The sequence below is a fragment of the Mycolicibacterium tokaiense genome, assembly GCF_010725885.1.
In the GTDB taxonomy this organism is placed as follows: domain Bacteria; phylum Actinomycetota; class Actinomycetes; order Mycobacteriales; family Mycobacteriaceae; genus Mycobacterium; species Mycobacterium tokaiense.
Genome location: NZ_AP022600.1, coordinates 781,380 through 807,069 on the forward strand (window position 1 = coordinate 781,380; position 25,690 = coordinate 807,069).

Below are 25,690 nucleotides of genomic sequence, written 5' to 3' on the forward strand. Positions count from 1 at the left end.
CCTGCAGGGCATGCCATTTGTTTGCTAGTTTCGCTAGCTCTGGCATTTTTACGAGCTAGTCAGTACTATTCCAGACGTAGCGCAACGATGCTGGTCAGCTTCCGACGATCAACATCGTGCGCCAGCTGTAGTGCCACCCACTTGCCCACAGTCGCGGTCGCCCCGACCCGACTCGTACCGAGAACTGGGAACATGTCGATCGATCTGCCCCTCTATCGTCCCGACCCTGCCGACGGCCGCGTCGACATGGCGGAGTTCGAACAGGCGGTACTCCCCACCCGGTCCCGCGTCAATCCCGAACTGTGGGCCAGGATCTGGTTCATCCTGTTCGTCACCGCTGTGGCCTACTTCGTCCATCTCGCCGAGTTGGGTCGCACCGCCGCCGGTGGCTCTCAGGCTGCCTATCTGGTGGTGGCGCCGGTGCTGGCGGGTCTGGTGGCCGCGGGATACAGCCGAGCACCTCGTGGCGTGATCGACGCCGAATCAGATTGGATCGCCGCCGCTCTGCTGTGCATCGGCGGGTTCGCCGCGATCATCCTGATACAGCATCGACTGCCGACCATGGCTGCCCTGTGGCACCTCGACAACCTCGGGCTGCTGGTGTGGGTGGCCGCCTGCGGCACCGTGGTCTTCTCTGCCCGCCATGTCCTGCGGATGTGGAATGTCTGGATCCTGGGTCTGGTGCTGGCCCCGGCGATGCCGTTCATGCTGGTGACTGCCCAGTTCGGCGGATCCGATACCGCCATCGCCATGGTTTCGGCCGCCATCGGCACCATCGCGGTGTACCTGGCATCCCGATTCGTCTCTCTGCGGGTGCGCCTGGCGGTCACCTTGGCCAACATGGTGGCCTCCACCGCCACTGTCCTGCTGCTCGGCGGGGTCGGCCTGTACGTCACCGTGCTGATCGCCGCCGGCGCCGTCCCCGTGGTGGTGGTCCTCGCTCTGCACCGGATCACCTGGGTCCGAAGCGATCCGGACATCGCGACTTCGCCGCTGCCACTGCCCTCGTGCCGACCGCAGTCCTACGCCGTCCTGGTGGTCGCCGCCCTCGTGATGCTGTGCATCCAGCTGCCCCTGAGCCGACCTGAGCCGGTGGCCGATGCCGCCCCGGGCTGGGTGGACAGCAGCGGACTCACGGATGGCGAGAGCTTCGAGTTCATCACCCGCTTCCTGGGGCCCGACGCCAGCCTGGTCCGCTATCGGGTGACCGCCCGATCCGATGCCTACGACACCGTGGTCGACGTGATGACCTCACCAGATCTGGGTCGTCTGCAGGACTTTTCGGACGCGGTCTGGTATCCCTCCGCGGTTCCGGTGAACTACGCACCGTTTGACGCCGGTGCCGACGCCCCGGCCGGGATCAAGTCCGCGCACAGCGATGCCGACGCGGCCACCACCAGTGACACCCCCAACTGGGACGCGGTCACCTGGGTCTGGCGCAGCGGCGACGTCTACCAGCGGGTGACCGTGTTGACCAGTCAGACCCGCAACATGCCCGCGCCTGCACCACAACCGCTGTCGGTGCGCAGCGCGCTCATCGAGCCCGCATTGTGGACACTGCGTCAGCAACCCTCCGACCCCGGTGCGGTGAACCCGTTGGCCAGAGCCGACACCGAGGCCGTGGTGGACATGCTGCTGCACCAGCACTCCCGCGCATGAGTCAGGAGTACGCGACGGCGCAACTGCCGCCGCATCTGTCCGCGCGCACTGTGCTGGACCGCCGGTCGATGGTGCGCATCGCCGTGGTTGCCGCGCTAATCGCGGCGGCCTTCCTGATGGTGCCCAACGGGGCCGCCGCGGTGATCACCACCGTGATCGCGATCTGCTATCTCATCACGTCGCTGGACCGGAACTGGTTGCTGATCAAGGGTTTCACCTCACCGTCGCTGGTGACGGTCAGCGATGAGGACGCCAGAGCCGTGCCGGATGACCAACTGCCGTTCTACACAGTGCTTCTGCCGGTGTTCAACGAACCGACCATCATGGAGAACCTGCTCACCGGCGTCGGCCGACTCGACTACCCCGCGGACAAGTTGGAAGTACTGCTGCTCATCGAAGAGGACGACCTACCCACCCAGCTCGCGGTCGCGGACATAGTGCTGCAGTCCGTCCGGGTGGTCCTGGTGCCGCCGAGTGAGCCCCGCACCAAGCCCAAGGCGTGCAATTACGGGATGTCCGTTGCCGATCCGCGCAGTGAGATGATGACCATCTACGACGCCGAGGACATTCCCGAGCCGCTGCAACTGCGCCGCGCGGTGGTGGCCCTGCGACGTGCACCCGACGACGTCGGCTGTGTGCAGAGCCGGCTCGGGTACTTCAACGAGAATCAGAACCTGCTGACGCGGTGGTTCGCCCTGGAATACGACCAGTGGTTCGGCGTGGTGCTGCCCGCCATCCAGGATGCCCGCTGCGTGGTACCGCTGGGCGGCACCTCCAACCACATGCCGACCCGGGTGTGGCGGGAAGTCGGCGGCTGGGACGAGTTCAACGTCACCGAGGACGCCGATCTCGGAGTGCGCCTGGCCCGGTACGGGTACCGCACCATCATCTTGGACTCGGTCACGTTGGAGGAGGCCAACTCCGACGTCGTCAATTGGATCCGGCAACGCTCGCGGTGGTACAAGGGCTACCTCCAGACGATGATGGTGCACCTGCGCCATCCCCTTGCGTTGCGCCGGGAGATCGGCACCAAAGCCATCCTGCGACTGATCACGATGACCGGCGCTGTGCCACTGGGCAATGCCTTCAACCTGCTGTTCTGGTTTGCGCTGCTGTGCTGGATCGCCGGCCGGCCGCCGTTCGTCAGCTTCCTCTTCCCGCCCTTCACCTACTACCTGTGCCTGACGCTGTTCATCGTGGTCGCCCCCATGGCGATGTTCGTCGGACTGGTGGTCAGCCATGAACTGGGCAAGCCGTACCACTGGTGGGCCGCCCTGCTGGTCCCTCTGTACTGGCTGCTGCAGTCGGTCGCTGCGATCAAGGCGATCTACCAACTGATCTTCCGGCCGTTCTTCTGGGAGAAGACCGTGCACGGCCTCACCCACAACCCCCTCACCTCACACCATTCTGCGGTCGCCACCGCAAGACCCGACGGAGACGAGTAACCGTGCAACCCGCCCTTCGCCGCATCGTGTGTACGGTCGGCGCCGCCGCCATGACGGCCGCGCTGGCCCTGCCATCGATCGGCACTGCCCACGCCGCACCCAGCACCTCCCCGGCCATCGGATGGAATCAGCTCGGACTGTCCGATCAGATGCAGTTGCTGGGCGCCAATCAGCCCACCGACGTGGAGATGCCGGTGCCGGACGGAGTGTCCCCGGCCCGGCTCACCGGTCAGATCGGATCCGTGGTCAACACCGACGGCCGCATCGATGTGGTGGATTCCCGCGGTGTGGTGATTGCCACCATCGCGATCCCGGCCGACCTGGCCACCGTGCCCTTCACCATCGATATCTCCAAGGCCGAGGTGGTCGACGGCGTCGCCAGGTTGAGTTTCCGGCTGCGCGACTTCGCCAATCAGCGTGTCGACAGCTGTGTCCAACCTCCCGAGGTGACGTTGAGTCAACTCGCCGCAACGTATTCGGGCACCGCGCCGGATCCCGGCACCGTGGCGGACTTCCTGCCCGGTTACCTGGACCGGATCACCATCCAGGTGGGTTCCGAACCCACCGAGGACCAACAGCAGGCCGCGCTGGACCTGGTGGCCAAGCTGACCCACCTCTACCGGCCGATGCCGGTACGCATCGACGTCGACACCGCGGGCGACCCCGGGGCCGACACCGGCCGGGACGCCCACCGGACCATCGTGATCCGCGACGGCGCACCCGGGATCACCGTCGAGAACGCCGACTCCCCCGATGCACAGCTGGTGATCTCCGGCTCCGGCCCGGAGCTGCAACAACAGGTGGAACTGTTCGCCGACCGCCGATTCGGGTTGGCGCAGAACAGTTCTGCCGTGGTACTCACCGCGAGCCAGGAGCAGGCACAGCTGTCCAACATCAAGACCTTCGAGCAGCTGGGCATGACGGGTCAGGTGTCGGTTCTCGGCCTCACCACCATGTACGCCGGTTTTGACGTCGCGACATTCGGCGTCGGTTCCATCACCAACGCCAAGGTGCACCTCAAGGCCCGCTACACCCCGGTGGTGGGAGGCGATGCCTCGGTGCTGATCCGTTCCGGGTCAACCGTGCTGGCCACCCAGAAGCTCGACGAGTCCGGTGTCCTCGACATCACCGGTGACATCCCCGCCGAGGACATCACCTCGAATGTCGGGATGGCCCTGGAACTGCGGTACACACCGCGTCAGGAATGCGCGCCGCTGAACGACAGGATCAGCTTCGCACTCGACCCGCAGTCCACCATCACCGTCACCCCGGGTAGCCGCAACCGGGGCGGATTCCCGGTGTTGCCCATGGCATTCAACCCCGACTTCGAGGTGGCTCTCGACCAGCCCGGGCATCTGGACTTCGCCGCCCAGGCGATCAATCTGATGGGTCAGCAGAGCTCGATGCCACTGCGGCCACACATCACCAGCTTCGCCGAGGCCGCGACGGCTGGCACCGGCCTGCTGGCGGTCACCGGCGGCAGTGAGCTGGCAGCAGCCGGAATGCGGGCCCCGTTGCTGCCGTCGTCGGAGGCCTCGGTGGACGTGGCGGGAAGTCCGGAGACCGACATCGACCTGCAGGGCGGAGTCGGTGTGGTGCAGGCCTTCACACACAACAACCGGACCGTGCTCGCGGTCACCGGGACCGACGACTGGGCGCTGGTGGAGGCCAGCTTCGACTACATCCGCGGGCTGCCGAACCGGTGGGCATCGCTCACCGGTGACGTGGTGGCCACCGGCGCGGCAGGCGACTCCCTGAATCTCACGCTGCACGAGGGCGGCGGTATGACCAACGAATACCCCGGCGACGGCTGGAAGTGGTGGGCCTGGGCATCGATCGCCACCGGCGGCGCCGCGGTGCTGGCGGCGCTGGCGTTCGTTGTGCTGCGGCGACGGCGTGCCGGCCACTGATGTCCTGAGCCCACCGGCTGCGGCGTCCCCCGCCGAGGACGCCGCTACCGGGCGGGCCCGGGCACCGAAACGCATCTGGGGTGTCGCACTCTTCGCGGTGCTGTCCGTCTTCTACTTCGCCGTAGGCGCCGTTCTGGTGTTGCGCTACAACCTCTTCGACCCCGACGCACCCAGCCGCGTGGCCAACGCCGGCTATGCCCTCTACAGCAGACAGCCCCACCTGTCCGCCATCGGTTTCGTGTGGAATCCGCTGCCCAGCCTGGTACAGATCCCGGTACTGCAACTCAGCGGCTGGTGGCCCGCGCTCAAGACCCACGGTCTGGCTGCAGTGGTGCAGAGTGCTCTGTTCATGGCCGGTGCGGCGGTGATGGTGCGCCGCATCGCGCTGGACCGCGAGGTGGGCACCTGGTGGCGGTGGCTGGCGGTGGCGGCGTTCGCGCTGCAGCCGATGATCATCGTCTACGGCGCCTCCGGGATGAGCGAGGCAGCGCAGGCGTTCTTCCTGCTGTGGTGTGTACGCCACCTGATGCGCTGGCTGGGCAACAACTGGGTGGGTGACCTGGCTTGGGCGGGGATCGCTCTGGGTCTTGGTTATCTGGCCCGCTACGAGGTGATTCCGGCTGCATTCGGCGCGGCGCTGCTGGTGGCCGCGGCAACGTTCCTGCGGTCGGCGGCACCGCTGCGCGACAGGATCAACTCCGCCCTGCTCGCAGTGCTCATCGTGGGCTTCCCCCTGGTGTCGGTCTTCCTGATCTGGGCGCTCACCGGCTGGGTGGTCACCGGCGAACTGTTCGCGACACTGACGTCGCAGTACGGCAACGAGAGCCAGGTGTCGGCAGCCATGGAACGCGGCGGGCCCGCTGCGCTGGCGGCCTCCGACGACTGGGTGGTGATCGCCGCCCGGTTGTTGGGAATGCAGCCCTTCGTCCTGGTGGCCATCGCGCTGGCAGTGGCGCTGGCACTGCTGCGCCGCAACATCGCCGCGCTGGCACCGGCCCTGGTGTTCGGCGGTGTCCTGGCGTTCGCCGCGGCGGGCCAGTACTCATCGACCACCTTCGGGTGGTTCCGCTTCTACCTGTTGGCCATCCCACTGGTGATCTGTGTGGCACTGGCGCTGTGGACGCCGGCCGGCACAGCCGCACCCGGCCCCTGGCGCACGGGGGACATCACCGCCCGTCTCGGCGCGGCGCTGATATCCCTGTCCCTGGTGGTGGGTATTCCCGTGACCGTGTTTGCCATGTCAGACTCGCGAATCGGCAACCAGCAGTTGCAGTTCGGCTTCCAGTCGCTGCTGGACCCCGCGGCGCATCCGCCCGAGGAGCAGTGGTACCGACGCCTGATGGTCAACGATCGCACGCTGGCGGCATACTTCGACAACCGGCACCTGCCGCCGGGGTCGGTGCTGATGGACTCGTTCAACACCTGGGGAGTGTGGCTGGCGTCAGACAACCCGAAGCAGTTCGTGATCACCAGCGACTACGACTTCACCGCAGTGATGAACCGGCCGTGGGACTTCGGCATCCGCTACATCGTGGCGAGCAACCCCGCGATCAGCGACGCCGACGCACTGAACGTCCGGTACCCGCAGCTGTGGGACAACGGAGCGGGCCTGGGCCGGCTGGTGCTGTCGGTGTACGGCGCCACCGGGGACGAGCGGTTCCGGGTCTACCGGTTCACCGGGAAACCGCCCGACTCCGAGGACGAGGTCAGCCCAGCTTTCGCAGGCGGGGTTCCAGATCCCGTTGGAACAGTTCCAGGAAGCGGCGCTGGTCGTGACCCGGTGCGTGGAACACCAGGTGGTTGAGACCCCAGTCCACGTAGTCCTTGACCTTGGCGACGGCCTCATCGGGATCGGAGGCCACGATCCAGCGTTTGGCGACCTGCTCGATGGGCAACGCGTCGGCGGCCTTCTCCATCTCGATCGGGTCGTCGATGGAGTGTTTCTGCTCGGCGGTCAGCGACAGCGGCGCCCAGAAGCGGGTGTTCTCCAGTGCCGCCTCGGGATCGGTGTCATAGGAGATCTTGATCTCGATCATCCGGTCCACGTCATCGGGGTTCTTGCCCGCCGCCTCGGCACCTTCGCGCATGGCGGGGATGAGCTTGTCCTTGTAGAGCTCCTCGCCCTTGCCCGAGGTGCAGATGAAGCCGTCGCCGGCGCGGCCGGCGTACTTGGCCACCTGGGGGCCGCCCGCAGCGATGTAGATCGGGATACCGCCCTCGGGCACGTCGTAGATCGAGGCCCCCTTGGTTTTGTAGTAGTCGCCGTCGAAGTCCACCCGGTCACCGAGCCACAGCTCGCGCATCAGGCGCACCGACTCGCGCAGCCGGGCATAGCGTTCCTTGAACTCCGGCCATTCCCCTTCGTAGCCGGTGGCGATCTCGTTGAGCGCCTCACCGGTGCCCACACCGAGGAAGATCCGTCCCGGGTACAGACACCCCATGGTGGCGAACGCCTGCGCAATGACCGCCGGGTTGTAGCGGAACGTCGGGGTCAGCACCGAGGTACCCAGCTGCAGCCGCTGGGTGCGCTCCCCGACCGCGGTCATCCAGGCCAACGACCAAGGCGCGTGCCCGCCCTCGTGGCGCCACGGCTGGAAGTGATCACTGACCGTGGCGCTGTCCATCCCGTGCGCCTCGGCGGCCACCGCCAGCTCCACCAACTCACGCGGCGCGAACTGCTCCGCCGACGCCTTGTACCCCAGTTTCAGTTCAGCCATTTTTCCTTTCTACTCCTCGGCGGGGCCGTGGCCGTCGGCGGTGCCGCTTTGCCTCGGGCGTCGGCACGAGCACGCCGCTACACTGCGTGGCGTGGGGGCTCGGGGAAACGATCTGACTCAGGTGGGCGACAGCGTGTATCTGGCGCAGACCCGCCTGGTGAACTGGACGCTGGTGACGGGGGCCGACGGCCTGATCCTGATCGATGCCGGGTATCCCGCGCAGCGGCAGGAGGTGCTCTCCAGCATCCGCGCACTCGGCTACGACGTCGGCGATCTGCGCGCAATCCTGTTGACACACGCTCATATTGACCATTTCGGCACGGCCATCTGGCTGGCCGGTCAGCACGGAACACCCGTGTACTGCCACGCCGACGAGGTGGGACATGCCCGGCGCGACCATCTGGAACAGGCCACGCCGCTGGATGTCATCCGGCAGGCGTGGCGGCCGCGGTGGTTGCTGTGGTCATTGGAGATCGCGCGCAAGGGCGCTTTTGTGCACGACGGCATCCCCACCGCCGCGGCACTCACCGCGGACATCGCCGCGACGCTGCCGGGCGCACCCCAGATCGTCGCAACGCCCGGCCACACCGGCGGACACTGCTCGTATCTGGTGGACGGGATCCTGGTCAGCGGCGACGCGCTGGTGACCGGCCATCCGACCTCGAACCGGCTGGGCCCGCAGCTGTTACATCCGGTGTTCAATCATGACGAGTTGGCTTGCGCCCGTAGCCTGGACACCATCGCTGCGCTGGAGGCGGACGTGCTGATCCCGGGCCACGGCGATCTCTGGCGCGGACCGGTGCGTGCGATGGCCGAGCAGGCCCTGGCGCGCTGAGCTGCGGAAAACCACTGTGCCCGTGGTGAACTGATCAGCGCGTCACCGCCAGGAATCCTCGCGATGTGCGCTGCGCCCGCGCGCCCGCATGACAATGGCGGCGTTCAGCAGCACCCACACCCCCACCAGCAGGACGATGGCGGCGATCCAGCCGTCGACGATCACGGCCAGTACCACGCACACCACGATGGTGACCGCCAGGGCGATCAGGCTCCCGGCGATCCGGGTGACTGTAGGCAACTGCGCTCCGATTCCCCACGATCTGCGTCAATGATTTGCTGAATACAGAATATACCCCCAAAGTTGCAGTTCATGCCCGCTTCTTGCGACGGACACTGTAATAACTGTTCAGGGAGGCGTCGCTCCCCACTCCCGCGCGATCAGCTGATGGCTGCGCAGCCGGTCGGCGTGATCGTGCGCCACCGAGGTGATCACCAACTCGTCCGCACCGGTCACGCGTTGCAGCGTGGTCAGCCGCTCGACCACCGAAGCCGGATCACCGACGAACTGGGTGGCCGTGCGGTCCAGCACGGCGGCCTGCTGCTCGTCGGTCAGCGGTGGCACCGTCTCCGGATCCGGATACGGCGCCGCACCGCCGCCGGCCCGAATCGAGTAGACCCAGTGCCCGAAGCTGGCGGCCAGCCGGTGCGCAGTCGCGCTGTCCTCGGCGGCCAGCACATCGGCGGACACCACCACGTAGGGCCGTGTCAACGCAGCAGACGGCTCGAAAGCGTTGCGGTAGAACTGGATTGCGTCGAGTGCCGTGGCCGGAGTGATGTGGTAACTGGCCACGAACGGCAGCCCGAACCGGGCGGCAACCCGGGCGCTCTGGCCCTTGCTGCTGCCGAACACCCACGGCACCAGACCGCTACGCTCCCCGGGCACGGCGTGCACGTCGAAGCCGGAGGCGGTGTGGGTGCCGTCGATCATGGCGAGGATGTCGGCCACCTGGTCGGCGAAATCCGGTGCCACCGCGCCCGGTTGCTGCAGCAGCGCCGTCGTGGCCTGCAGCCGCTCACTGCGCATCAGGGCGCCGACGTCCACGGGTGGCGGCACCACCACGCCGTCGATGTCCCGCCACTCGGTCTGCCGCACCGGATTTCCGGACGGCTGCCGCTGGGCTTCGGTGCGCAGTTGCGCGGAGCGTCCGACCCCGAGATCGATCCGGCCGGGATGGAACGCAGCGAGCATGCCGAAGCTCTCCACCACGGCGCTGGCGGTGGTGAAGCCGAGCTGCACCGCCGCGGCGCCGACGTGAATGGTGTTGGTGGCGGCGGCGATCTGGCCGATCAGAACTGCGGGCGCCGAGCCGGCCACCGACACGAAGTGATGCTCGGCCACCCAATACCGGTGAAAGCCCCACCGCTCGGCGTGCTGGGCCAGGTCGACGGTGTTGCGCAGCGCCGTAGCGACGTCGGAACCGGCGCTGACCGGGGACAGATCCAGGATCGACAACGGCACGCTCATGCGGACACCTCCGGGGTGAGGACCTTGGCGAAAGCAACGGGATACACGGGACCGCGTCCCGTCAGCGGCGCGGGCAGCCGCTGGTAGCCCAGCGAGGTGTAGAGCCCCTCGGCCTCGGGCTGCCGGTCGCCGGTCATCAGGTAGATCCGGCGGTAGCCCCGGTGGGCGATCTCGGCTTCGAGTCTGGCCATCGTGGCAGTGGCCAGCCCCCGCCGGCGTGCGCCGCGCGATGTCCAGATCCGCTTGAGTTCGGCAGTGAGTTGACCGTCGACGTCGCCGAATCGCCGGAACGCACCGCCGGTGAGCGGGGTCCCGTCGGCTCCCACCCCGATGAACAGCCCACCCCACGGCGGAGCGAAGTCATCGGCGGGGTGGTCCCGCAGGCTGCGCAGCTGCGCTTCCTCGGTGCCGCCGTAGCGCTGCGAGTACTCCGCGGCCAGCTCGGCGAGCAGCGGCCCGGCCAGCGCATCACCCTGCGCGACCGCGACAAAGCGCAGCTCTTCACCGGTCATCACTCCAGGGTCCAACGTCGGGCCGACGCGCGCATTCCTGGGGTGCCCTTCGATTCGTGGTGAGTAAAACAAAAGTCAGTTCAGGAGCTTGTCTGCCAAAACTTGACAGGTGTAAAGTTCGGCGCCATGGACAACATCCGAGGTAAGACCATCGTGATCACCGGCGCCGCCCGCGGAATCGGCCTGGCCACCGCGAAGGCGCTGCTGGCCCGGGGCGCCCGGGTGGTCATCGGGGACCGCGACGTCGCAGTCCTGGACAAGTCGGTCACCGAACTCAACCGCCTGGGCCAGGTCAGCGGATATCCGGTGGATGTCACCGACCGGGAGTCATTCGCGGTGTTCCTCGACAAGGCCCGCGCCGACGGTGGCGGCCACATCGACGTCCTGATCAACAACGCCGGAGTGATGCCCATCGGCCCGTTCCTGGACGCGTCCGAGCAGTCCATCCGCACCTCGGTCGAGGTGAACTTCTACGGTGTCCTGACCGGCAGCCAGTTGGTGCTGCCGGAGATGGTGAAGCGCCGCAGTGGCCACATCATCAACATCGCCTCGCTCGCGGGGTTGATCGCGCTGCCCGGGCAGGTCGTCTACGCCGGTACCAAATTCGCCGTCGTGGGCCTCACCACCGCGATGGCCGACGAATTCGCCCCGCACGGCGTCAACGTCACCTGCGTCATGCCGACCTTCACCAACACCGACCTGACCTCGGGCACCAAGAACACCGGTGCCCAGAAGCCGGTGCAGCCCGAAGAAATCGCCGCGGGGGTGGTCAAGGCGCTCGACAACCCCAAGATCACCCACCTCTCGGTGCCGGGGCCGTTGCGCTTCGTCGGTCTGCTCACCTCGCTGTTGCCTCCCAGGGGCAGGCGCTGGCTGACCAAGAAGTTCGGCAACGACGACGTGTTCCTCAAGTTCGACGCCACGGCGCGCGCCGCCTACGAGCAGCGTGCGCAGACCGCCATCGGGGTGGTCGAGGACTAACGGACGGTGCCGTAACCGCCCCGACGCAGGATCTCGGCCAGCTCGTCGCGTGACGAGGCGCCGACCCGCTGGCAGGCGCGGTAGATGTGCCCTTCGACGGTGCGCACCGAACTGTAGGTGCGCTCGGCGATCTGCTTGTTGGACAATCCCGCCACCACCAGTTCGGCCACCTCCCGTTGCTTGCCGGTCAACGGTGTCGGGGTGGGCGGAGTCCGCGTGGCGGGGGTGGACAGGCCCCCGCAGTCGGCGGCCAGTTGCGCGGCGATGGAGGCCGCGAACAACCCGCGGCTGCGAGATTGTGCGCCGGTGAGGATGACGGCAGCCTGCGCGGCGGCATCCGCCGCCGTGGCGCGGTCACCCAGCAGCTGGTACGCATGCGAGGCCTGCAGCAGCCCTTCGCCGTCCCGGCGGTGCAGCGCTTCGGCATGCAGCGCAACGGCATCGGCCAAGGGCAGCCGCAACAGGCCGGCCAGCGTCCGGGCGCGGACCGCTATCTCGGGCAGGTGCTCGGTGGCACCCCACTGGGTGGCGGCCTGCAGACACGCCAGCTCATGGGTGAGCTGCCCCCGGTCGGCAGCCACCTTGGCCTCGGCCAGCACGGTGTCGATGGCCTCCGAGAGCCGACCCCCCGCCACCAGCGCCCAGCCCCTCGCGGTGGCCAGACCCGTCTGCATGAACAGGAAATCCGGCCGCACCACCCTGGTGGCCTCGGTCAGCATCTCCGCGGCCGCATCGGCCTGCCCCAACTTGGCGTGGGTCTCGGTGAGGGCGAACGCGCATGCCGGCCGCAAACCCGTTGTGATGCCGTGGTTTTCGACACCGGCCAATGCTTCGTGCAGCAGCCGCGCGGCGGCCTGCAGGTCACCACGCATCAGCTCGGCGCTGCCGAGCAGAAACACCAGGTTCGCATACGCCAGCCCCGGCATGTCCCTGGCCAGTTCCGAGAGCACCTCTGCAGCGCGCGTGCAGTCCTCGATACGCCCGGTCAGACGGCACGCCCGCGCGTACACCCCACCGAACCAGAACCGCATGTGGGCACTCTCATGGGAGTTGGCGGCACGGTCCAACGCGGCCCTCGCCGCCGGCGAGATGTCCTCGGCGTGGCCCAGCGCACCGCAGGCCATCATCAGGGCCACCGAGGCCAGCATGTGCTCTGAGTCCGACAGCAAACCCGAATCCAGTGCGGCCCTGGCTTTCTGCTCGGCGTCAGCGCACCGGGCCAGTACCGCGTCCAGACCGGCTTCCACCGAGTAGCGCGACATCCGCTCGGTGTCGGTCTCCGGCCCGGCCGCCAGTGCCGCCAGGATGTCCGCCGCCGCATGGGGATCGGCCATCATCCAGATCGAGTTGGCGGCACGCAGCACCGCCCAGCGGTGGCGGTCCCGGTCACCGTCGCCACTCAGCTCGCGCAGCAACTCCTCGGCGGCAGGCCCGCGACCGGCCAGAAACCGGTTGACGGCCCGGATCTCGACCGCCTCCCCCACACCCGCTTTCGCGGATTCGGCGGCAAAGCGTTCGGCCAGATCGAGATCCAGCAGCCGCATGGTGTGCCGCGCGGCCTCCAGGTACAGCCCGGGGTCAGGCGGCAGGTCGGACTCGAGTGTGAGCAACGCCCGGCGCACCACGGTCTGCGGCTCGTCGTCCGCGGACAGCCGGCAGGCCAGCCTGCCGCGAACCTTCGACAGGTACATCTCCCCCGCGCGTGCCCGCCGCAGCTCACCGAACAGCGGGTGGGCCAGCCGCACCAGCAGGGCGGCCCCGGTGCGTTCGACGGTGATCAGGTGCATCTGCTCGGCGATCTCGAGGTTGCCGCGCCCCACCAGGGCGGCCAGCAGTTCCACCTCCAGCGGCTCACACTGCGACAGGTTGTCGACCACTGCGGCCAAATCCGTTGGCAGCTGGTCTAATTGGTTTCCCACCAGATCACTCATGCTCTGCGACACCGCCACCGGTCCGGGCCAGCTCCACACCCCCGCGACCTGACGCAGATGACCCGCCGAAGCCTGGTCCTTGGCCAGTTGCTGGAGGAACAGCGCATTGCCTCCGGTCAGCTTCCAGAACCGTGCCGCGCTGCGCGCATCCAGGGGTCCGCCCAGGATGGACTCCACCATCAACCTGGTGGACTCCGGCGACAGCGGCTCGAGGTCCAGGCGGTCCAGCAGACCGTCCTTCCACAGCGCCTTGATGGCGTCCGGGGCCGGCACGCCGGAGCGCACCGTCACCACCAGTCGCGCCTCGCGTGTCTGGGCCAGCTGGTGCACGACGTGCGCGGAGAAGCCGTCGAGCAGGTGGGCGTCGTCGATACCCACCAGCACCTTGGCGGCGCGCTGCCGGCCCACCAGCGCGGCGATCACCCGCCGCACACTCGGGGCGGGTTCGGTGATCGTGTCACCCAGCTCTGCACTGAAGGCCCCTAGCGGAATAGGGCGCGCCGACGCGGTCCCGACGACCCAGCGGGTGCGCACACCGGTGGTGGCGGCCTGCGCGAGTTGCTCGCGGGCCAGCCGGGTCTTGCCGACTCCGGCGGCACCGGCGATCACCACTCCGGCGAGGTTGCCCGTACCGCCGAGTGCCCGGCGCATGGCCGTGAGTTCACTGTCCCGACCGGTCAGCGCGTCACCGCTGATCACGCGCTCAGGATAGACGCCGGACGCCCTCCGTGGGCCGGACTACGTCAAAGCCTGGTCCAGATCCTTGATCAGGTCGTCGGTGCCTTCGAGCCCCACCGAAATCCGCACTACACCGTCGCCCAGCCCGATGGCCGCCCGGCCCTCGGGTCCCATGGCGCGGTGTGTGGTGGTGGCCGGATGGGTGATCAGCGACTTGGCGTCGCCCAGGTTGTTGGAGATGTCGATGATCTGGAGCTTGTCGAGCACCTCGAAGGCACGCGCCTTGGTGCCCCCGTCGAGTTCGAAGGTGATCACCGTGCCGCCGCCGGACATCTGCCGCCGGGCCAGGTCGTACTGCGGATGCGACGACAGGAACGGGTACTTCACCCAGTTCACCGCCGAATGACCCTCGAGGAACTCGGCGACCCGCTGTGCCGAGGCGTTGGCGTATTGGACGCGCACGGCCAGGGTCTCGAGTCCCTTCAGCAGAGTCCACGCGTTGAAGGCACTGATAGCCGGGCCGGTGTGGCGCATCAGGGTCTGCACCGGGCCGTCGATGTAGTCCTTGTCGCCCAGGATCGCACCGCCGAGCACCCGGCCCTGCCCGTCGATGTGCTTGGTGCCCGAGTACACCACCACGTCGGCACCGAGCGGCATGCCCTGCTGCAGCAGCGGTGTGGCAAAAACATTGTCCAGCACCACTTTTGCGCCCGCAGCGTGTGCCAACTCGGCGACCGCGGCGATGTCCACCAGGGACTGCATGGGGTTCGAGGGCGTCTCGAAGAACACGGCCTGGGTGGGCACCGACAGTGCCTGCTCCCACTGGGACAGGTCCTCGCCGTCGACGAACACGGTCTCCACACCCCAGCGCGGCAGGATCTCGTTGCACACCACGAAACACGAGCCGAAGAGGCTGCGGGCGGCCACCAACCGGTCGCCCGCTTTGAGCAGCGCACCGAGCGCGGTGAACACCGCCGCCATGCCGGTGGCCGTGGCGAACGCCGCGGGTGCCCCCTCGATCAGACGCAACCTCTCCTCGAACATCGAGATGGTGGGGTTGCCGTAGCGGGAGTAGACGTAGCGGTCGATCTCCCCGGTGAAGGCCTTCTCGGCGTCGGCGGCCGAGGAGTAGACGTAGCCCGACGTCAGGTACAGCGCCTCGGAGGTCTCTTCGAAACCCGACCGCAGCAGCCCGCCGCGCACACCGATGGTGGCCTGGCTGACCCCGTCGGGCAGCGGCGCCGGGATCCGGACGCTGGGCACGTCGGCGTTGTCGCCGCTCATGACTGCACCCATGGCAGGCCGAGCGCACGCCAACCGGTGGTTCCGCGGTGGCGGTGCTCGTCGAGATTGCCCTCGAACCCGTCGAGCACGTTGTACGACGGCCCGATCCCGGCGGCGGTGGCCGCCTCGGCGGCGCCGATGGACCGGTTGCCCGAGCGGCACAGGAAGATGACCGGACGCTCACCGGGTTCGATCCCGGCGGCCATCAGGTCGTCGACGAAGTTCTCGTTGTGGGTGCCCGCGTAGGTGTTCCACTCGATGAAGACGGTCTGTCGGTCCAGCCCGCTGAGGTCAGGCACCCCGACAAACTTCCACTCGGCGTCGGTGCGACAGTCCACGAGCACCGCGTCGGGATCGTCGCTGAGAATCTTCCACGCCTCTTCGGGGGTGATATCGCCGGCATAACTCACAGAACCGAGTTTTCCACACCGCCGCAGCCGCCTGCGTCACTGTGCCGGCGTGCACACCTTCCACCGGCCGTCCTCCCGCACGAACGTGGTGGGGATGTCCACTTTGTCGTCGGGTGTCTTGTCGAAGTGGTAGGTGACCGTGCCGGTGGCCGTGTCGCCGTCGATGGTGACTCCGGAGATGCCGTCGATGTAACGCTGCCCGTCGGTGGCCACCGAACGTTGTTGAGTGTCCAGGACTTTCGATTCCTCACCGACTTCGGCCGCGCAGGTGTAGGTGGCGTAATCGGCGAAGTCGGCCCGCTGCAGCGCGTCGTTCTGGGCGATCGCGGCCTGAGCCACCACGTCGACCTCCGGGATCTCGTCCCCGTCGAGCCAGCGCACGACCGCGATGCCGCCGATCACGATCACGATGATCGTGAGAGCGATCAGGAAGGGCCACGGAGTGGACCCCACCGAGTCGGCCGGCTCGTCTTTCGGGGCCATCGTCATCTCTCCCAGAGTCGTCGCAGTGCCGTGGACACCTGTTGCACGCGGTCCCTGGCGGTGGTCACGTCGGCGGCGGTGGACAGTGCCAGGCTCAGTCGGTGCCGGGCCGTCGTCGCGGGCACCTGCGTCGCGTACACCCGGGCGTCGCTCTCGGGAACCTGCAGCGCCGTGGCCAGTCCGGCCACCAGCGCGGCGCGGTCGAGGTCACCGGTGCCGTAGACCAGCTCCGCAGCGGCCGGCGAGATCATGATGGTGTCCACCGGGAGTCCCAGCACGGCCCGGGCGTGCAGCTCGTAGACGTCCAGGCGCTGGGAGCGCACGGTGACCACCGCACTGTCTGTGGGCCGGGCGGTGACGTCGGAGAAATAGACCTCGTCCCCGCGGACCAGCAGTTCGACCGCGAACACGCCACGACCGCCCAGCGCATTGACCACCCGGGCCGCGATCGACTTCGCGGCATCCAGCCCCGCGGTGCCCATGGGCTGAGGCTGCCAGGACTCCACCACCAGTTCACCGGCGAAACCGTCCACCTGGCGGTGGCCGATCGGCTCGCTGAAGTGCAGGCCGGCCGGGCCGTCGCCGGTACGCACCGTCAGCAGAGTGACCTCGTAGTCGATCTCCACGACGGTTTCGGCGAGCACCCGGTCATGGGTGAAGCGGCCACCCGCCGAGACCGCGCGCTCCCAGGCCGGTTCCACGTCGTCGGGCCGCAACAACACCGACTGGCCCTCACCGGGCAGGGCCACCAGCGGCTTGACCACCAGCGGGAACCCGGCGTGATCGGCGATGGCCTCGAGCTCGGTCACCGAGCCCGCGAACCAGAACGGCGCCGTCGGCAGCCCCAGCTCATCGGCGGCCAGCCGCCGCAGCCCCTCGCGATCCAGGGACAGCCGGGTGCTGCGCGCACTGGGTACCACCTCGATGCCGGCGGCTTCGGCCGCCTCCAGCGCATCGGCCGCCACGGCGCCGGTGGCGCTCACCACGTAGTCGGGCCGCACCGCCGCGATGAGCGCGGACAGCTGCTCTCCGTCGGCCAGTTCCACCACCCGGGCGTCGTCGGCGACGGCGTGCGCGGATGCGTCGGGCTGGGATTCGGCGGCCACCACGGCAGCGCCCAGGTGCTGCAGTGCCACCACCAGGTCATGGCCGTTCTCCCCGGCGCCCAACAACAGCACCGTCGGAGAGCTGTGTGCCTGCGGATCGTCGGCGACCGTGGCTTCGGGTTCGGTGCCGGACGCGGGCTCAGCCGCGTCGTCAGCCTCCGATGACACCGGTGCCAACTTCCCCCTGGCTCACGCGCACCTCCTGGCTGTGTCCTGCATGCTGTGCGTCCAAGGATAGGTTGCGGACTTCGGGGGGTCGGTCGGACGTGGGTGCCCAGACGGTGGCCGTACTCCTCGTCGCGGTGGCGGTGGCTGCGCTGGCCCGGCGGCGGGGCGTGTCGGCACCGCTGCTGCTGGTCGTGGTGGGCCTGGTGGGCGGGCTGATCCCCGGGGTGCCGACGATCACCCTGGAGCCAGATGTGGTGCTGTTCGTGCTGCTGCCGCCGCTGTTGTGGTCGGCGGGGCTGGAGAGCTCGTATGTGAACCTGCGGCGCAACATCCACCCGATCGGCATGCTCGCGGTCGGCTTGCCCCTGGTCACCACCTTCGCCGTCGGAGTGGTGGCCTTCGAGCTGGTGCCCGACCTGTCGCTGGCCGCCGCCCTGACGCTGGGGGCCATCGTCGCGCCGCCGGACGCGGTGTCGGCCACGGCGATCGGACGCCGGCTCGGGCTGCCGCGCCGGATGATGACGCTGCTGGGCGGTGAGTCACTGCTCAACGACGCCACCGCCCTGACCGCGTACAAGGTGGCGCTGGCCGCCGCCATCGGCACCGCGACGGGCTGGGACCGGGCTCTGGGCACCTTCGCGCTGGCGGTGGCGGGCGGCGTGCTGGTGGGCGTGGTCCTCGGGCGCGTGCTCGACGCGGCCCGGACCCGGCTCGACGACCCGCTGGCCGAGAGCGCGCTGGGACTGGTGGCGCCGTTCCTGATCTATCTGATCGCCGAACAGGTGCACGGTTCCGGGGTGCTGGCCGTGGTGGCCGCAGCCCTGGTGGTGGGACAGCGCTCCACCACGGCGGGCTATGCCACCCGGCTGCAGGACGACGCCGTGTGGAAGGCGCTGCAGCTGCTGCTGGAATCGTTTGCGTTCCTACTGATCGGGCTGCAGCTGCCCACCGTGATCGGCGAGCTGGCCGGCATCTCCGCGGCGACCTTGGTGGTGGCGTCGGCGGGCGTGCTGGCCGCGGTGATCGTGGTGCGGATCGCCTGGGTGTTCCTGGTCGCGTACACGCCGCGGCTGTGGGGAAGGTCCACCGCGCCGGCATCGCATCTGTTCGTGGTGACGTGGGCCGGTATGCGGGGCGTGGTGTCGCTGGCCGCGGCGTTCGCGGTACCTCTGACGACGCTGTCCGGGGACGCGTTCCCGGGCCGGCCGCAGTTGATCTTCCTCACCTTCGTGGTGGTGATCGGAACGCTGCTGTTGCACGGGTTGACACTGCCGTGGCTGGTTCGCGCTCTCGGGGTGGGCGGTGACGAGGCGACGGTCGATGCGCAGCGGGCGGCCGCCGCGCAGTACCGGGCCAGCGCCGCAGCGATCGAGCGGCTGGAACAGCTTCTCGACGAGCGGCGCAGCAGTGGCCGGTCTTCGGAGGTGCACGAGCGCGCCGGGGAGGTGCTGCGGCGGTGGAGCACCGCCCGGGCTGACGCCGCGCTGAACCCCGGGGAGACGACGGCGCCGGTGTTCCGCGACCTGCGTCTGCAGATGCTGGCCGCCGAGCGCGCCGCGCTGATCCAGGAGCGTGACGACGGCCGCATCGACGACGAGGTGTTGCGCGCGCTGTTACACGGCCTGGACCTCGAAGAGGCGACCCTGAACCGGCGCTGAGGTCAGCGAGCTTCGAGTCCAGCCTGGAAGGCGCGCATCGCTCCGATCAACGCCGTGAAGACGCGGTGCGCCGCGGCCAGGTCCTCCTCCGGCAGGTCGACCAGTGCCGCGTGCGTGTGCTCGGCCAGCGGGGTGAAGAAGTCGCGTGCGACGGCCATCCCGTGTTCGTCGTAACGCAGGATCACCTTGCGCCGGTCGTCGGGGTCGGACTCGCGACGCAGATGACCTGAGGCGATCATCCGCTCCACCAGGTAGGTGATGGCACCACCGCTGAGCCCCATCCGCTTGCGCAGTTCGCCGGCGGTCAGCGGTGCGCCGAAGTCGTCGGCGACCAGCACGTGCACCAGGGCCCGGAAATCACCGGCCGACAGGTCATGCTGGCCGGCGAACGTCCGGCCGATCTGTTCCGACTCCGCCGAGAGCGCGCGTACATCGGCAGCCAGCAGCCCTTCCAGCTGCGCGCGGTCGGTCATGGCCCGATCATAGTTCACTTGCTAAATGTTTCAGTAACTGAAATAGTTTTGAGCATGAGTTGGAACCGATTGGCCGACATGGTGACCGGCCGTCGCTCGTGGATCCTCGCCCTCGTCATCGTCGCTCTGTCGGGGCTTCTGATGGGACTGGCCGGCAGTGATGAGTCGGCGGGCCAATCCCCCGTTTCACTGCCCCCCGACGCCGAAGCAGCGCGAGCAGCGGCCCTGCAGACCGAGTTTCCCGGCGGCGACCAGGCTCCGGCCGTCGTGGTGATCACCCGCACCGACGGCGGCGTCCTCGATCCCGCCGACCGGGCCGCGTCCGGAGCGAGCATGTTCTCCGAGGACGGCAAAGCCGGGCTGTCGGTGGTCCCGCTGGACGGTGAGCTGTCCGGGTTCGCCCTCGACGACGCCATCAGCTCGCTGCGGCAGACCACCGCCGAGAATCTGGCGCCGCAGCTGCAAGCCGAGGTCACCGGCGGACCGGCCTTCGGCGCCGACATCGCCAACGCGTTCTCCGGGGCCAACATCACCCTGCTGGCCGTGACGGCGGCGGTGGTCGCGTTGCTACTCATCCTGACCTACCGGTCGCCGGTGCTGTGGTTGGTGCCGCTGGCGGTGATCGGCTTCGCCGACAGGTTGGGGTCGGTGGTCGGTGGTCGGGTGACCGCGCTCGCCGGCCTGATCGCCGACGGGTCGACGGCCGGGATCACCAGTGTGCTGGTGTTCGGGGCCGGCACCAACTACGCGCTGCTGTTGATCTCGCGCTACCGCGAGGAACTGCACCGTGTCACCGATCACCGCGCGGCGCTGCGCACCGCCGTGCGGACCGCGGGCCCGGCGATCGTCGCGAGCAACGCCACCGTGGTGCTGGCGCTGCTCACCCTGCTGTTCGCGGTGTCGCCGAGCACCCGCAGCCTGGGACTCCAGGCCGCATCGGGACTGGTTGTCGCAGCGGTGTTCTCACTACTGGTGCTGCCACCGCTGCTGGCGCTGTGCGGGGTGCGGCTGTTCTGGCCGTTCATCCCGCGCGGCGGCGGCCCGGAACTGGTCGAGTCCGGCGTGTGGCACCGGGTGGCCGCCGGGGTGGCGCGGCGCCCGGTTGCGGTGCTCACCGCGTCGGTGACCGCACTGGCGGTGCTGGCGTGCGGCCTCATCGGCCTGCACATCGGGCTGTCGCAGACCGAGCAGTTCCGGGTCGAGGCCGAATCCGTGAGCGGGTTCGAGACCCTGGCCGCACACTTCCCGAGCGGCCTGACCGACCCGGCGACGGTGATCGGCAGCGGCGATCTCAGCGCCGCCATCGCGGACACCCCCGGCGTCGTCTCGGTGAACGAGACGGGCCGGTCGGACACCGGCCTCACCCGGTGGTCGGTGGTGTTCGACGCCGCGCCCGCCACCGACGAGGCGTTCGACAGTGTTGCCGCTCTGCGCGATTCGGTGCGATCGGTGGATCCCACCGCTGTGGTGGGCGGGTCCGACGCCCAGGCCCTGGATGCTCGCGACGCCGCCGTGCGCGACCGGTGGGTGATCATCCCCGCCATCCTGGCCGTCGTCCTGGCAGTCCTGCTGGTCCTGCTGCGTGCGGTGGTGGCCTCGGCGCTGCTGGTGGGCGTGACCGTGTTGAGTTCCGTTGCCGCCCTGGCTCTCGGCGGCTGGCTCAGCGTGCACGTGTTCGGGTTCCCCGCCCTGGACAACAGCACCCCGCTGTTCGCCTTCCTGTTCCTGGTGGCGCTGGGCGTGGACTACACCATCTTCCTGGTCACCCGCGCCAAGGAGGAGACGGTGGGACACGGGACCCGCGCCGGAATCGTGCGGGCGGTGTCCGCCACCGGTGCGGTCATCACCAGCGCAGGCATCGTGCTGGCAGCGGTGTTCTGCGTGCTCGGCGTGCTGCCCCTGATCGTCTTGACCCAGCTGGGCATCATCGTCGGACTGGGAATCCTGTTGGACACCTTCGTGGTTCGCACGGTGGTGATCCCGGCCCTGTTCACCCTGATCGGTCCGCGCATCTGGTGGCCGGCCCGGCTGGACGCCGCCTGAGCGGCGCCCGAGATAGAGCTCAGTCGACAGACTCGGCGAAATCTGTCGACTGAGTTCTATCTGGAGCTCTGTCAGGGCAACTTCTTGGCGATCTCCGCAGCCCCCGCGATCACCTGTGCTCCAGCGTGTTCCAGGCGTTCGGGCGTCAGCCGGTGGGTCAGGAAGCTGATGCTCAGGGCGTAGCGGGACGGCCCGCCACCGGCCACCGGCACTGCCGCGGCCACGCAGGTCAGCTCCTCGGCGGCTTCCTCCCGGTCCACCGCGAAGCCCTGCTCACGCACCTCGGCGATCTCGGCGGCCATCTTCTTCATGGTGGTGATGGTGTGCGGCGTCAGCTCCGGCAGACCCGCTGACGCCACGATGTCGCGCCAGACACTGTCGGGCATGGTGGCCATCAGGGCCTTGCCCAGCGCCGAGGCGTGCCAGGGGTCTGACTGCCCGACGTTGCTCAGCTTGGTGACCGCGCGCCGGCCCTCGACCACTTCGAGGATGACCACGCTGCGGTCCTTGTTCGCGGCGAAGTTCACGGTTTCGTTGAACTCCAGCATCAGCCGCTCCATGGTGGGTAGCACCGCGTCGGCCGGGACCTGCCCCGAGAAGGCACGCTGCCCCAGCCGGAAGATCTCCCAGCCGAGCCGGTACTGCGCGGTGTTGAACCGCTCCACATATCCCAACGCAGCCAGGCTGTTCAGGTAGCGCAACACCGTGGCCTCGTTCAGGCTTGTCCGCCTGGCGATCTCGGTCAGATTGCCGTTCTCCGCATCGGCGACCGCGCTGAGGATACGGGCTGTGCGCTCCACGCCGATCAGGTTCGACCCCTTCTCGACCTTCGCCTCGTTTTTCACCCAGTGAAGGCTACCAGCACCCAGCGACAGCCCGGTTTGGTTGCTTCCTCTTGACAGGGCGATGGACGTCTTCTAAATTTTTCATTCAGCGCAGTTGTATTTCACTCAATGAAATCACGCGCTTCGCACCGCCGCTTCCCCGAAGGAGAACCCCATGTCCCCCGCAGCCGAGCGCCGCACATCCGAAGTGAACGGAGCCGGCATCCTGGCTTCCCAGGGCCTCTTGTCGGCCGATGACTACACCCTGGCCTCCTCGACCGCCTCGTTCGACGACGGTGGTAAGTACCGGCTGGAAATCTCTGGTGTGGAACGTCTTTCGACGCTGGAGGTGCTGCTGGACGAAGCCGCCAAGCAGGATGTCTTCATTCACCGCATCATCGCGTTCGGCGGTGGCACCACGCTGTTGAACACCTCCGAACTGCGCGACGTCGGCACACTCGCCGCGGAGAACGGCATCGAGCTGATCGCCGTCCCCGGCCCGCGAACGGGTTGGGACACCGGCCGTCAGGCGCTGAGCACCGAAGGCCAGGCCGGCGGGCGTCGCGTCCGGGGCCTGGACAACATCCGCTATCTGCTCGACGATTACCTGCGCATCTTCTCCACCGGTATCCGCGGTGTGCTGGTCTGGGACGAAGGGGTGCTCGACATCCTCAACAAGGCCCGCGATGCCGGCCACATTCCCGCTGACGCGAAGTTCAAGATCTCCGTCTACGCCGGCCACGCCAACCCCGCCTCGATCAAGATCCTGCAGGAACTCGGCGCCGACAGCGTGAACCCGGTGGGCGACCTGAGCCGGCCCATGCTGGGCGCCATCCGCCGCAATGTCGATGTGCCTCTTGATGTCTGGGCCGAGACCTTCGAATCGTTCGGCGGGATGAACCGGCTCTGGGAAGCCGGCGACATCGCCCGCGTCGCCGGGCCGGTCTACTTCAAGATCGAGCCGGGCGAGTCCGAGGCCGTGATGTACAACGGCTGGGTCCGGCCCGAGTTCCACGAGGAACTCATCCGCCACAAGGTGCGGCACGCGGCCATCCTCAACGAGCTGGTCGCCACCAGCACCCCCGACGTGGCCGTGTCACCCCGGCCCCGGCTGGCCGCTACGGCGCTGACGAACTGACGTCACGGATGCACACCACGCGAAGGCGCCCCGCGGCCGCGGTCATCGGCTCGGGGAACATCGGGACCGACCTGATGTACAAGCTGCGACGGTCGGAGGTGCTCGACATCGCGGCCATGGTCGGGATCGACCCGCGCAGTGACGGTTTGGCCCGCGCGGCGGGCCTGGACGTGGCGATCACCGCTGACGGTGTGGAAGGGCTGCTGGCGATGAGCGTCTTCGATGACGTCGACGTCGTATTCGACGCCACCAGCGCCTACGCCCACCGCCACAACGACGCCCGGCTGGAACCCACCGGCCGGCTCGTCGTGGACCTGACCCCTGCGGCCATCGGCCCGTACGTGGTGCCGGCGGTCAACTTGTCCGGATTGGCCGGCCGGCGCAATCTGAACATGGTGACCTGCGGCGGCCAGGCGACGGTGCCCATCGTCGCCGCCCTGTCGCGGGTCACCCGGGTGCACTACACCGAGATCGTCGCGTCCATCTCGTCGCGGTCGGCAGGCCCCGGCACCCGGGCCAACATCGACGAGTTCACCCAGACCACCTCGCGCGCACTGGAAACGGTGGGCGGCGCCGCCCGCGGCAAGGCGATCATCGTGCTGAACCCGGCCGAACCGCCGATGATCATGCGCGACACCGTGGCCGCGCTGGTGGCGAGTGTGGACCAGGCCACCATCAGCGCGGCGGTGGCCGCGATGGTGCACGACGTCGCTCACTACGTCCCCGGTTACCGGCTGCGTCAGGACGTCCAGTTCTCCACCGTCACGGCAGCTGATCCGCGCAGAAGACTTGTCCCCGAAGCGCATCGGACAGCCGATCTCACCCACGTGACGGTGTTCCTGGAGGTGGAGGGAGCCGGCGACTACCTGCCGCCTTACGCCGGCAACCTCGACATCATGACGGCGGCTGCGGTCCGGGTGGCCGAGCACGCAGTCTCCGGTGCGGGGGTGACGATGTGAAAGACGGCCTCTACATCCAGGACGTGACCCTGCGCGACGGGATGCACGCGATCGGGCACTCGTTCACCCTCGACGACGTGCGACGGATCGCCCGGGCACTCGACCAGGCCGGCGTCACCGCCATCGAAGTGGCCCACGGTGACGGTCTGGCCGGCGGCAGCCTGACCTACGGAGCCGGCGCCCACAGCGACACCGAATGGATCAGCGCCGCCGCGGAGGTCATCGACAACGCCCGCCTGACCACCCTGCTGCTGCCCGGTATCGGCACCGTCGACGACCTGCGCGCCGCCGTGGATCTCGGCGTCACGTCGGTGCGGATCGCCACCCACTGCACCGAGGCCGACATCGCCCGCCAGCACATCGGCACCGCAGTCGACCTGGGCCTCGACGTGGCCGGCTTTCTGATGATGGCGCATCTGACGGATCCGGAAACGCTGGCGGCGCAGGCGAAGATCATGGAAGACGCCGGGGCGCACTGTGTGTATGTCACCGACTCCGGCGGCCGGCTCACCATGGCCGGTGTGCGCGACCGGGTGCAGGCCTACCGCGCCGCACTCGACCCGAGCACCACCATCGGGGTGCACGCGCACCACAACCTGGCTCTGGGCGTGGCCAATTCGATCACCGCCGTCGAGCAGGGTGCCCATCGGGTCGATGCGTCCCTGACCGGGCTGGGCGCCGGGGCGGGCAACTGCCCGTTGGAGGCGTTCATCGCAGTGGCCGAACTCAACGGCTGGCTGCACGGGTGCGATCTGTTCGCCCTGATGGACGCGGCCGACGACCTGGTGCGCCCGCTGCACCAGCGCCCGGTGCGGGTGGATCGCGAGACCCTCACGCTGGGCTATGCCGGGGTGTACTCGAGCTTCCTGCTGCACGCCGAACGGGTTGCCGTCGACATCGGTGTCGACACCCGGGACCTGCTGGTCGAGGCCGGCCGCCGCGCGATGGTGGGCGGCCAGGAAGACCTGCTCACCGATCTCGCGCTGGACATGAGGAGGTGAAGAGTCGC

Annotated in this window: 22 protein-coding genes; 11 read left to right on the forward strand and 11 right to left on the reverse strand. The window is 68.4% G+C overall.

Annotation, left to right across the window (positions count from 1 at the left end; genetic code table 11):
* Positions 1-192 precede the first annotated feature (192 nt).
* From G6N58_RS03755 to G6N58_RS03770, 4 genes are read left to right on the forward strand one after another with little or no spacing between them, the layout of a single operon-like run.
* Positions 193-1,659: a PhoX family protein gene (locus G6N58_RS03755; RefSeq protein WP_115279662.1), complete on the forward strand. Its 1,467-nt coding sequence runs from the start codon at positions 193-195 to the stop codon at positions 1,657-1,659.
* Positions 1,656-3,104: a glycosyltransferase family 2 protein gene (locus G6N58_RS03760; RefSeq protein ID WP_115279661.1), complete on the forward strand. Its 1,449-nt coding sequence runs from the start codon at positions 1,656-1,658 to the stop codon at positions 3,102-3,104. Before G6N58_RS03755 ends, G6N58_RS03760 begins: the two co-directional genes overlap by 4 nt.
* A gap of 2 nt (positions 3,105-3,106) precedes the next feature.
* Complete coding sequence (locus G6N58_RS03765; protein WP_115279660.1) at positions 3,107-5,014, forward strand: hypothetical protein; 1,908 nt, start codon at positions 3,107-3,109, stop codon at positions 5,012-5,014.
* Positions 5,001-6,818: an ArnT family glycosyltransferase gene (locus G6N58_RS03770; RefSeq protein WP_232067720.1), complete on the forward strand. Its 1,818-nt coding sequence runs from the start codon at positions 5,001-5,003 to the stop codon at positions 6,816-6,818. The genes G6N58_RS03765 and G6N58_RS03770 overlap by 14 nt, the downstream gene beginning before the upstream one ends.
* Here the strand turns inward: G6N58_RS03770 and fgd are convergent.
* A complete protein-coding gene (fgd, locus tag G6N58_RS03775; protein WP_083230912.1) occupies positions 6,721-7,731 on the reverse strand; it encodes a glucose-6-phosphate dehydrogenase (coenzyme-F420) in 1,011 nt (336 codons plus the stop codon). The genes G6N58_RS03770 and fgd overlap by 98 nt on opposite strands.
* A 91-nt stretch (positions 7,732-7,822) precedes the next feature.
* Between fgd and G6N58_RS03780 the strand changes: the two genes are divergently transcribed.
* Positions 7,823-8,566 carry an MBL fold metallo-hydrolase gene (locus tag G6N58_RS03780; RefSeq protein ID WP_232067721.1) on the forward strand — a complete coding sequence of 248 codons (744 nt, stop codon included), beginning with the start codon at positions 7,823-7,825 and terminating at the stop codon, positions 8,564-8,566.
* A gap of 42 nt (positions 8,567-8,608) precedes the next feature.
* On the opposite strand, the gene G6N58_RS03785 is transcribed toward G6N58_RS03780, so the two are convergent.
* The 3 genes from G6N58_RS03785 to G6N58_RS03795 all read right to left on the reverse strand — a co-directional run bounded on the left by G6N58_RS03785 (position 8,609) and on the right by G6N58_RS03795 (position 10,545).
* Entirely contained in the window at positions 8,609-8,806 is a 198-nt protein-coding gene (locus G6N58_RS03785) for a hypothetical protein (protein WP_115279659.1), read from the reverse strand.
* 108 nt (positions 8,807-8,914) lie between these two features.
* A complete protein-coding gene (locus G6N58_RS03790; protein ID WP_115279658.1) occupies positions 8,915-10,033 on the reverse strand; it encodes an LLM class flavin-dependent oxidoreductase in 1,119 nt (372 codons plus the stop codon).
* Positions 10,030-10,545, reverse strand: coding sequence for a GNAT family N-acetyltransferase (locus G6N58_RS03795; protein WP_115279657.1), 516 nt, complete (start codon positions 10,543-10,545; stop codon positions 10,030-10,032). The genes G6N58_RS03790 and G6N58_RS03795 overlap by 4 nt, the downstream gene beginning before the upstream one ends.
* Positions 10,546-10,671: 126 nt before the next feature.
* On the opposite strand from G6N58_RS03795, the gene G6N58_RS03800 reads away from it, so the two are divergent.
* Positions 10,672-11,526, forward strand: coding sequence for an SDR family oxidoreductase (locus tag G6N58_RS03800; RefSeq protein WP_068918647.1), 855 nt, complete (start codon positions 10,672-10,674; stop codon positions 11,524-11,526).
* Here the strand turns inward: G6N58_RS03800 and G6N58_RS03805 are convergent.
* From G6N58_RS03805 to purT, 5 genes are read right to left on the reverse strand one after another with little or no spacing between them, the layout of a single operon-like run.
* Positions 11,523-14,156 (reverse strand): LuxR family transcriptional regulator, encoded by a 2,634-nt coding sequence (locus G6N58_RS03805; RefSeq protein WP_174904650.1) that lies wholly within the window; start codon positions 14,154-14,156, stop codon positions 11,523-11,525. The genes G6N58_RS03800 and G6N58_RS03805 overlap by 4 nt on opposite strands.
* Before the next feature lie 39 nt (positions 14,157-14,195).
* Positions 14,196-15,419 (reverse strand): O-succinylhomoserine sulfhydrylase, encoded by a 1,224-nt coding sequence (locus tag G6N58_RS03810; protein WP_115279656.1) that lies wholly within the window; start codon positions 15,417-15,419, stop codon positions 14,196-14,198.
* A complete protein-coding gene (locus G6N58_RS03815; RefSeq protein ID WP_115279655.1) occupies positions 15,416-15,829 on the reverse strand; it encodes a rhodanese-like domain-containing protein in 414 nt (137 codons plus the stop codon). The genes G6N58_RS03810 and G6N58_RS03815 overlap by 4 nt, the downstream gene beginning before the upstream one ends.
* 36 nt (positions 15,830-15,865) lie before the next feature.
* On the reverse strand, positions 15,866-16,318 hold the full coding sequence (locus tag G6N58_RS03820; protein WP_308207293.1) for an Rv0361 family membrane protein: 453 nt from the start codon (positions 16,316-16,318) through the stop codon (positions 15,866-15,868).
* Complete coding sequence (gene purT, locus G6N58_RS03825) at positions 16,315-17,586, reverse strand: formate-dependent phosphoribosylglycinamide formyltransferase (RefSeq protein ID WP_264036056.1); 1,272 nt, start codon at positions 17,584-17,586, stop codon at positions 16,315-16,317. Before purT ends, G6N58_RS03820 begins: the two co-directional genes overlap by 4 nt.
* Before the next feature lie 98 nt (positions 17,587-17,684).
* Between purT and G6N58_RS03830 the strand changes: the two genes are divergently transcribed.
* Positions 17,685-19,244, forward strand: a complete 1,560-nt coding sequence (locus G6N58_RS03830; protein WP_115279652.1) for a Na+/H+ antiporter — start codon at positions 17,685-17,687, stop codon at positions 19,242-19,244.
* A 2-nt stretch (positions 19,245-19,246) separates the two neighbouring features.
* Here G6N58_RS03830 and G6N58_RS03835 read toward each other — a convergent pair whose 3' ends face one another.
* Positions 19,247-19,717 carry a MarR family winged helix-turn-helix transcriptional regulator gene (locus G6N58_RS03835; protein WP_115281832.1) on the reverse strand — a complete coding sequence of 157 codons (471 nt, stop codon included), beginning with the start codon at positions 19,715-19,717 and terminating at the stop codon, positions 19,247-19,249.
* 54 nt (positions 19,718-19,771) lie between these two features.
* On the opposite strand from G6N58_RS03835, the gene G6N58_RS03840 reads away from it, so the two are divergent.
* On the forward strand, positions 19,772-21,760 hold the full coding sequence (locus G6N58_RS03840) for an MMPL family transporter (RefSeq protein ID WP_276016455.1): 1,989 nt from the start codon (positions 19,772-19,774) through the stop codon (positions 21,758-21,760).
* A gap of 71 nt (positions 21,761-21,831) precedes the next feature.
* Here the strand turns inward: G6N58_RS03840 and G6N58_RS03845 are convergent, their stop codons facing one another.
* A complete protein-coding gene (locus G6N58_RS03845) occupies positions 21,832-22,605 on the reverse strand; it encodes an IclR family transcriptional regulator (RefSeq protein ID WP_068918652.1) in 774 nt (257 codons plus the stop codon).
* Between the two features lie 154 nt (positions 22,606-22,759).
* On the opposite strand from G6N58_RS03845, the gene G6N58_RS03850 reads away from it, so the two are divergent.
* The 3 genes from G6N58_RS03850 to dmpG are packed head-to-tail and all read left to right on the forward strand — an operon-like array spanning position 22,760 to position 25,682.
* On the forward strand, positions 22,760-23,722 hold the full coding sequence (locus G6N58_RS03850) for a hypothetical protein (RefSeq protein ID WP_147289369.1): 963 nt from the start codon (positions 22,760-22,762) through the stop codon (positions 23,720-23,722).
* Positions 23,723-23,730: 8 nt separating this feature from the next.
* On the forward strand, positions 23,731-24,681 hold the full coding sequence (locus G6N58_RS03855) for an acetaldehyde dehydrogenase (acetylating) (RefSeq protein WP_115279650.1): 951 nt from the start codon (positions 23,731-23,733) through the stop codon (positions 24,679-24,681).
* Entirely contained in the window at positions 24,678-25,682 is a 1,005-nt protein-coding gene (gene dmpG, locus G6N58_RS03860; RefSeq protein WP_115279649.1) for a 4-hydroxy-2-oxovalerate aldolase, read from the forward strand. Before G6N58_RS03855 ends, dmpG begins: the two co-directional genes overlap by 4 nt.
* Positions 25,683-25,690 lie beyond the last annotated feature (8 nt).

Coding starts and splice junctions, on each gene's coding strand:
- G6N58_RS03835 (WP_115281832.1), bottom strand. CDS start 19,717: ATGACCGACCGCGCGCAGCTGGAAGGGCTGCTGGCTGCCGATGTACGC.
- G6N58_RS03850 (WP_147289369.1), top strand. CDS start 22,760: ATGTCCCCCGCAGCCGAGCGCCGCACATCCGAAGTGAACGGAGCCGGC.
- G6N58_RS03820 (WP_308207293.1), bottom strand. CDS start 16,318: ATGACGATGGCCCCGAAAGACGAGCCGGCCGACTCGGTGGGGTCCACT.
- G6N58_RS03810 (WP_115279656.1), bottom strand. CDS start 15,419: ATGAGCGGCGACAACGCCGACGTGCCCAGCGTCCGGATCCCGGCGCCG.
- G6N58_RS03840 (WP_276016455.1), top strand. CDS start 19,772: ATGAGTTGGAACCGATTGGCCGACATGGTGACCGGCCGTCGCTCGTGG.
- G6N58_RS03855 (WP_115279650.1), top strand. CDS start 23,731: ATGCACACCACGCGAAGGCGCCCCGCGGCCGCGGTCATCGGCTCGGGG.
- G6N58_RS03755 (WP_115279662.1), top strand. CDS start 193: ATGTCGATCGATCTGCCCCTCTATCGTCCCGACCCTGCCGACGGCCGC.
- fgd (WP_083230912.1), bottom strand. CDS start 7,731: ATGGCTGAACTGAAACTGGGGTACAAGGCGTCGGCGGAGCAGTTCGCG.
- G6N58_RS03800 (WP_068918647.1), top strand. CDS start 10,672: ATGGACAACATCCGAGGTAAGACCATCGTGATCACCGGCGCCGCCCGC.
- G6N58_RS03760 (WP_115279661.1), top strand. CDS start 1,656: ATGAGTCAGGAGTACGCGACGGCGCAACTGCCGCCGCATCTGTCCGCG.
- G6N58_RS03795 (WP_115279657.1), bottom strand. CDS start 10,545: ATGACCGGTGAAGAGCTGCGCTTTGTCGCGGTCGCGCAGGGTGATGCG.
- G6N58_RS03790 (WP_115279658.1), bottom strand. CDS start 10,033: ATGAGCGTGCCGTTGTCGATCCTGGATCTGTCCCCGGTCAGCGCCGGT.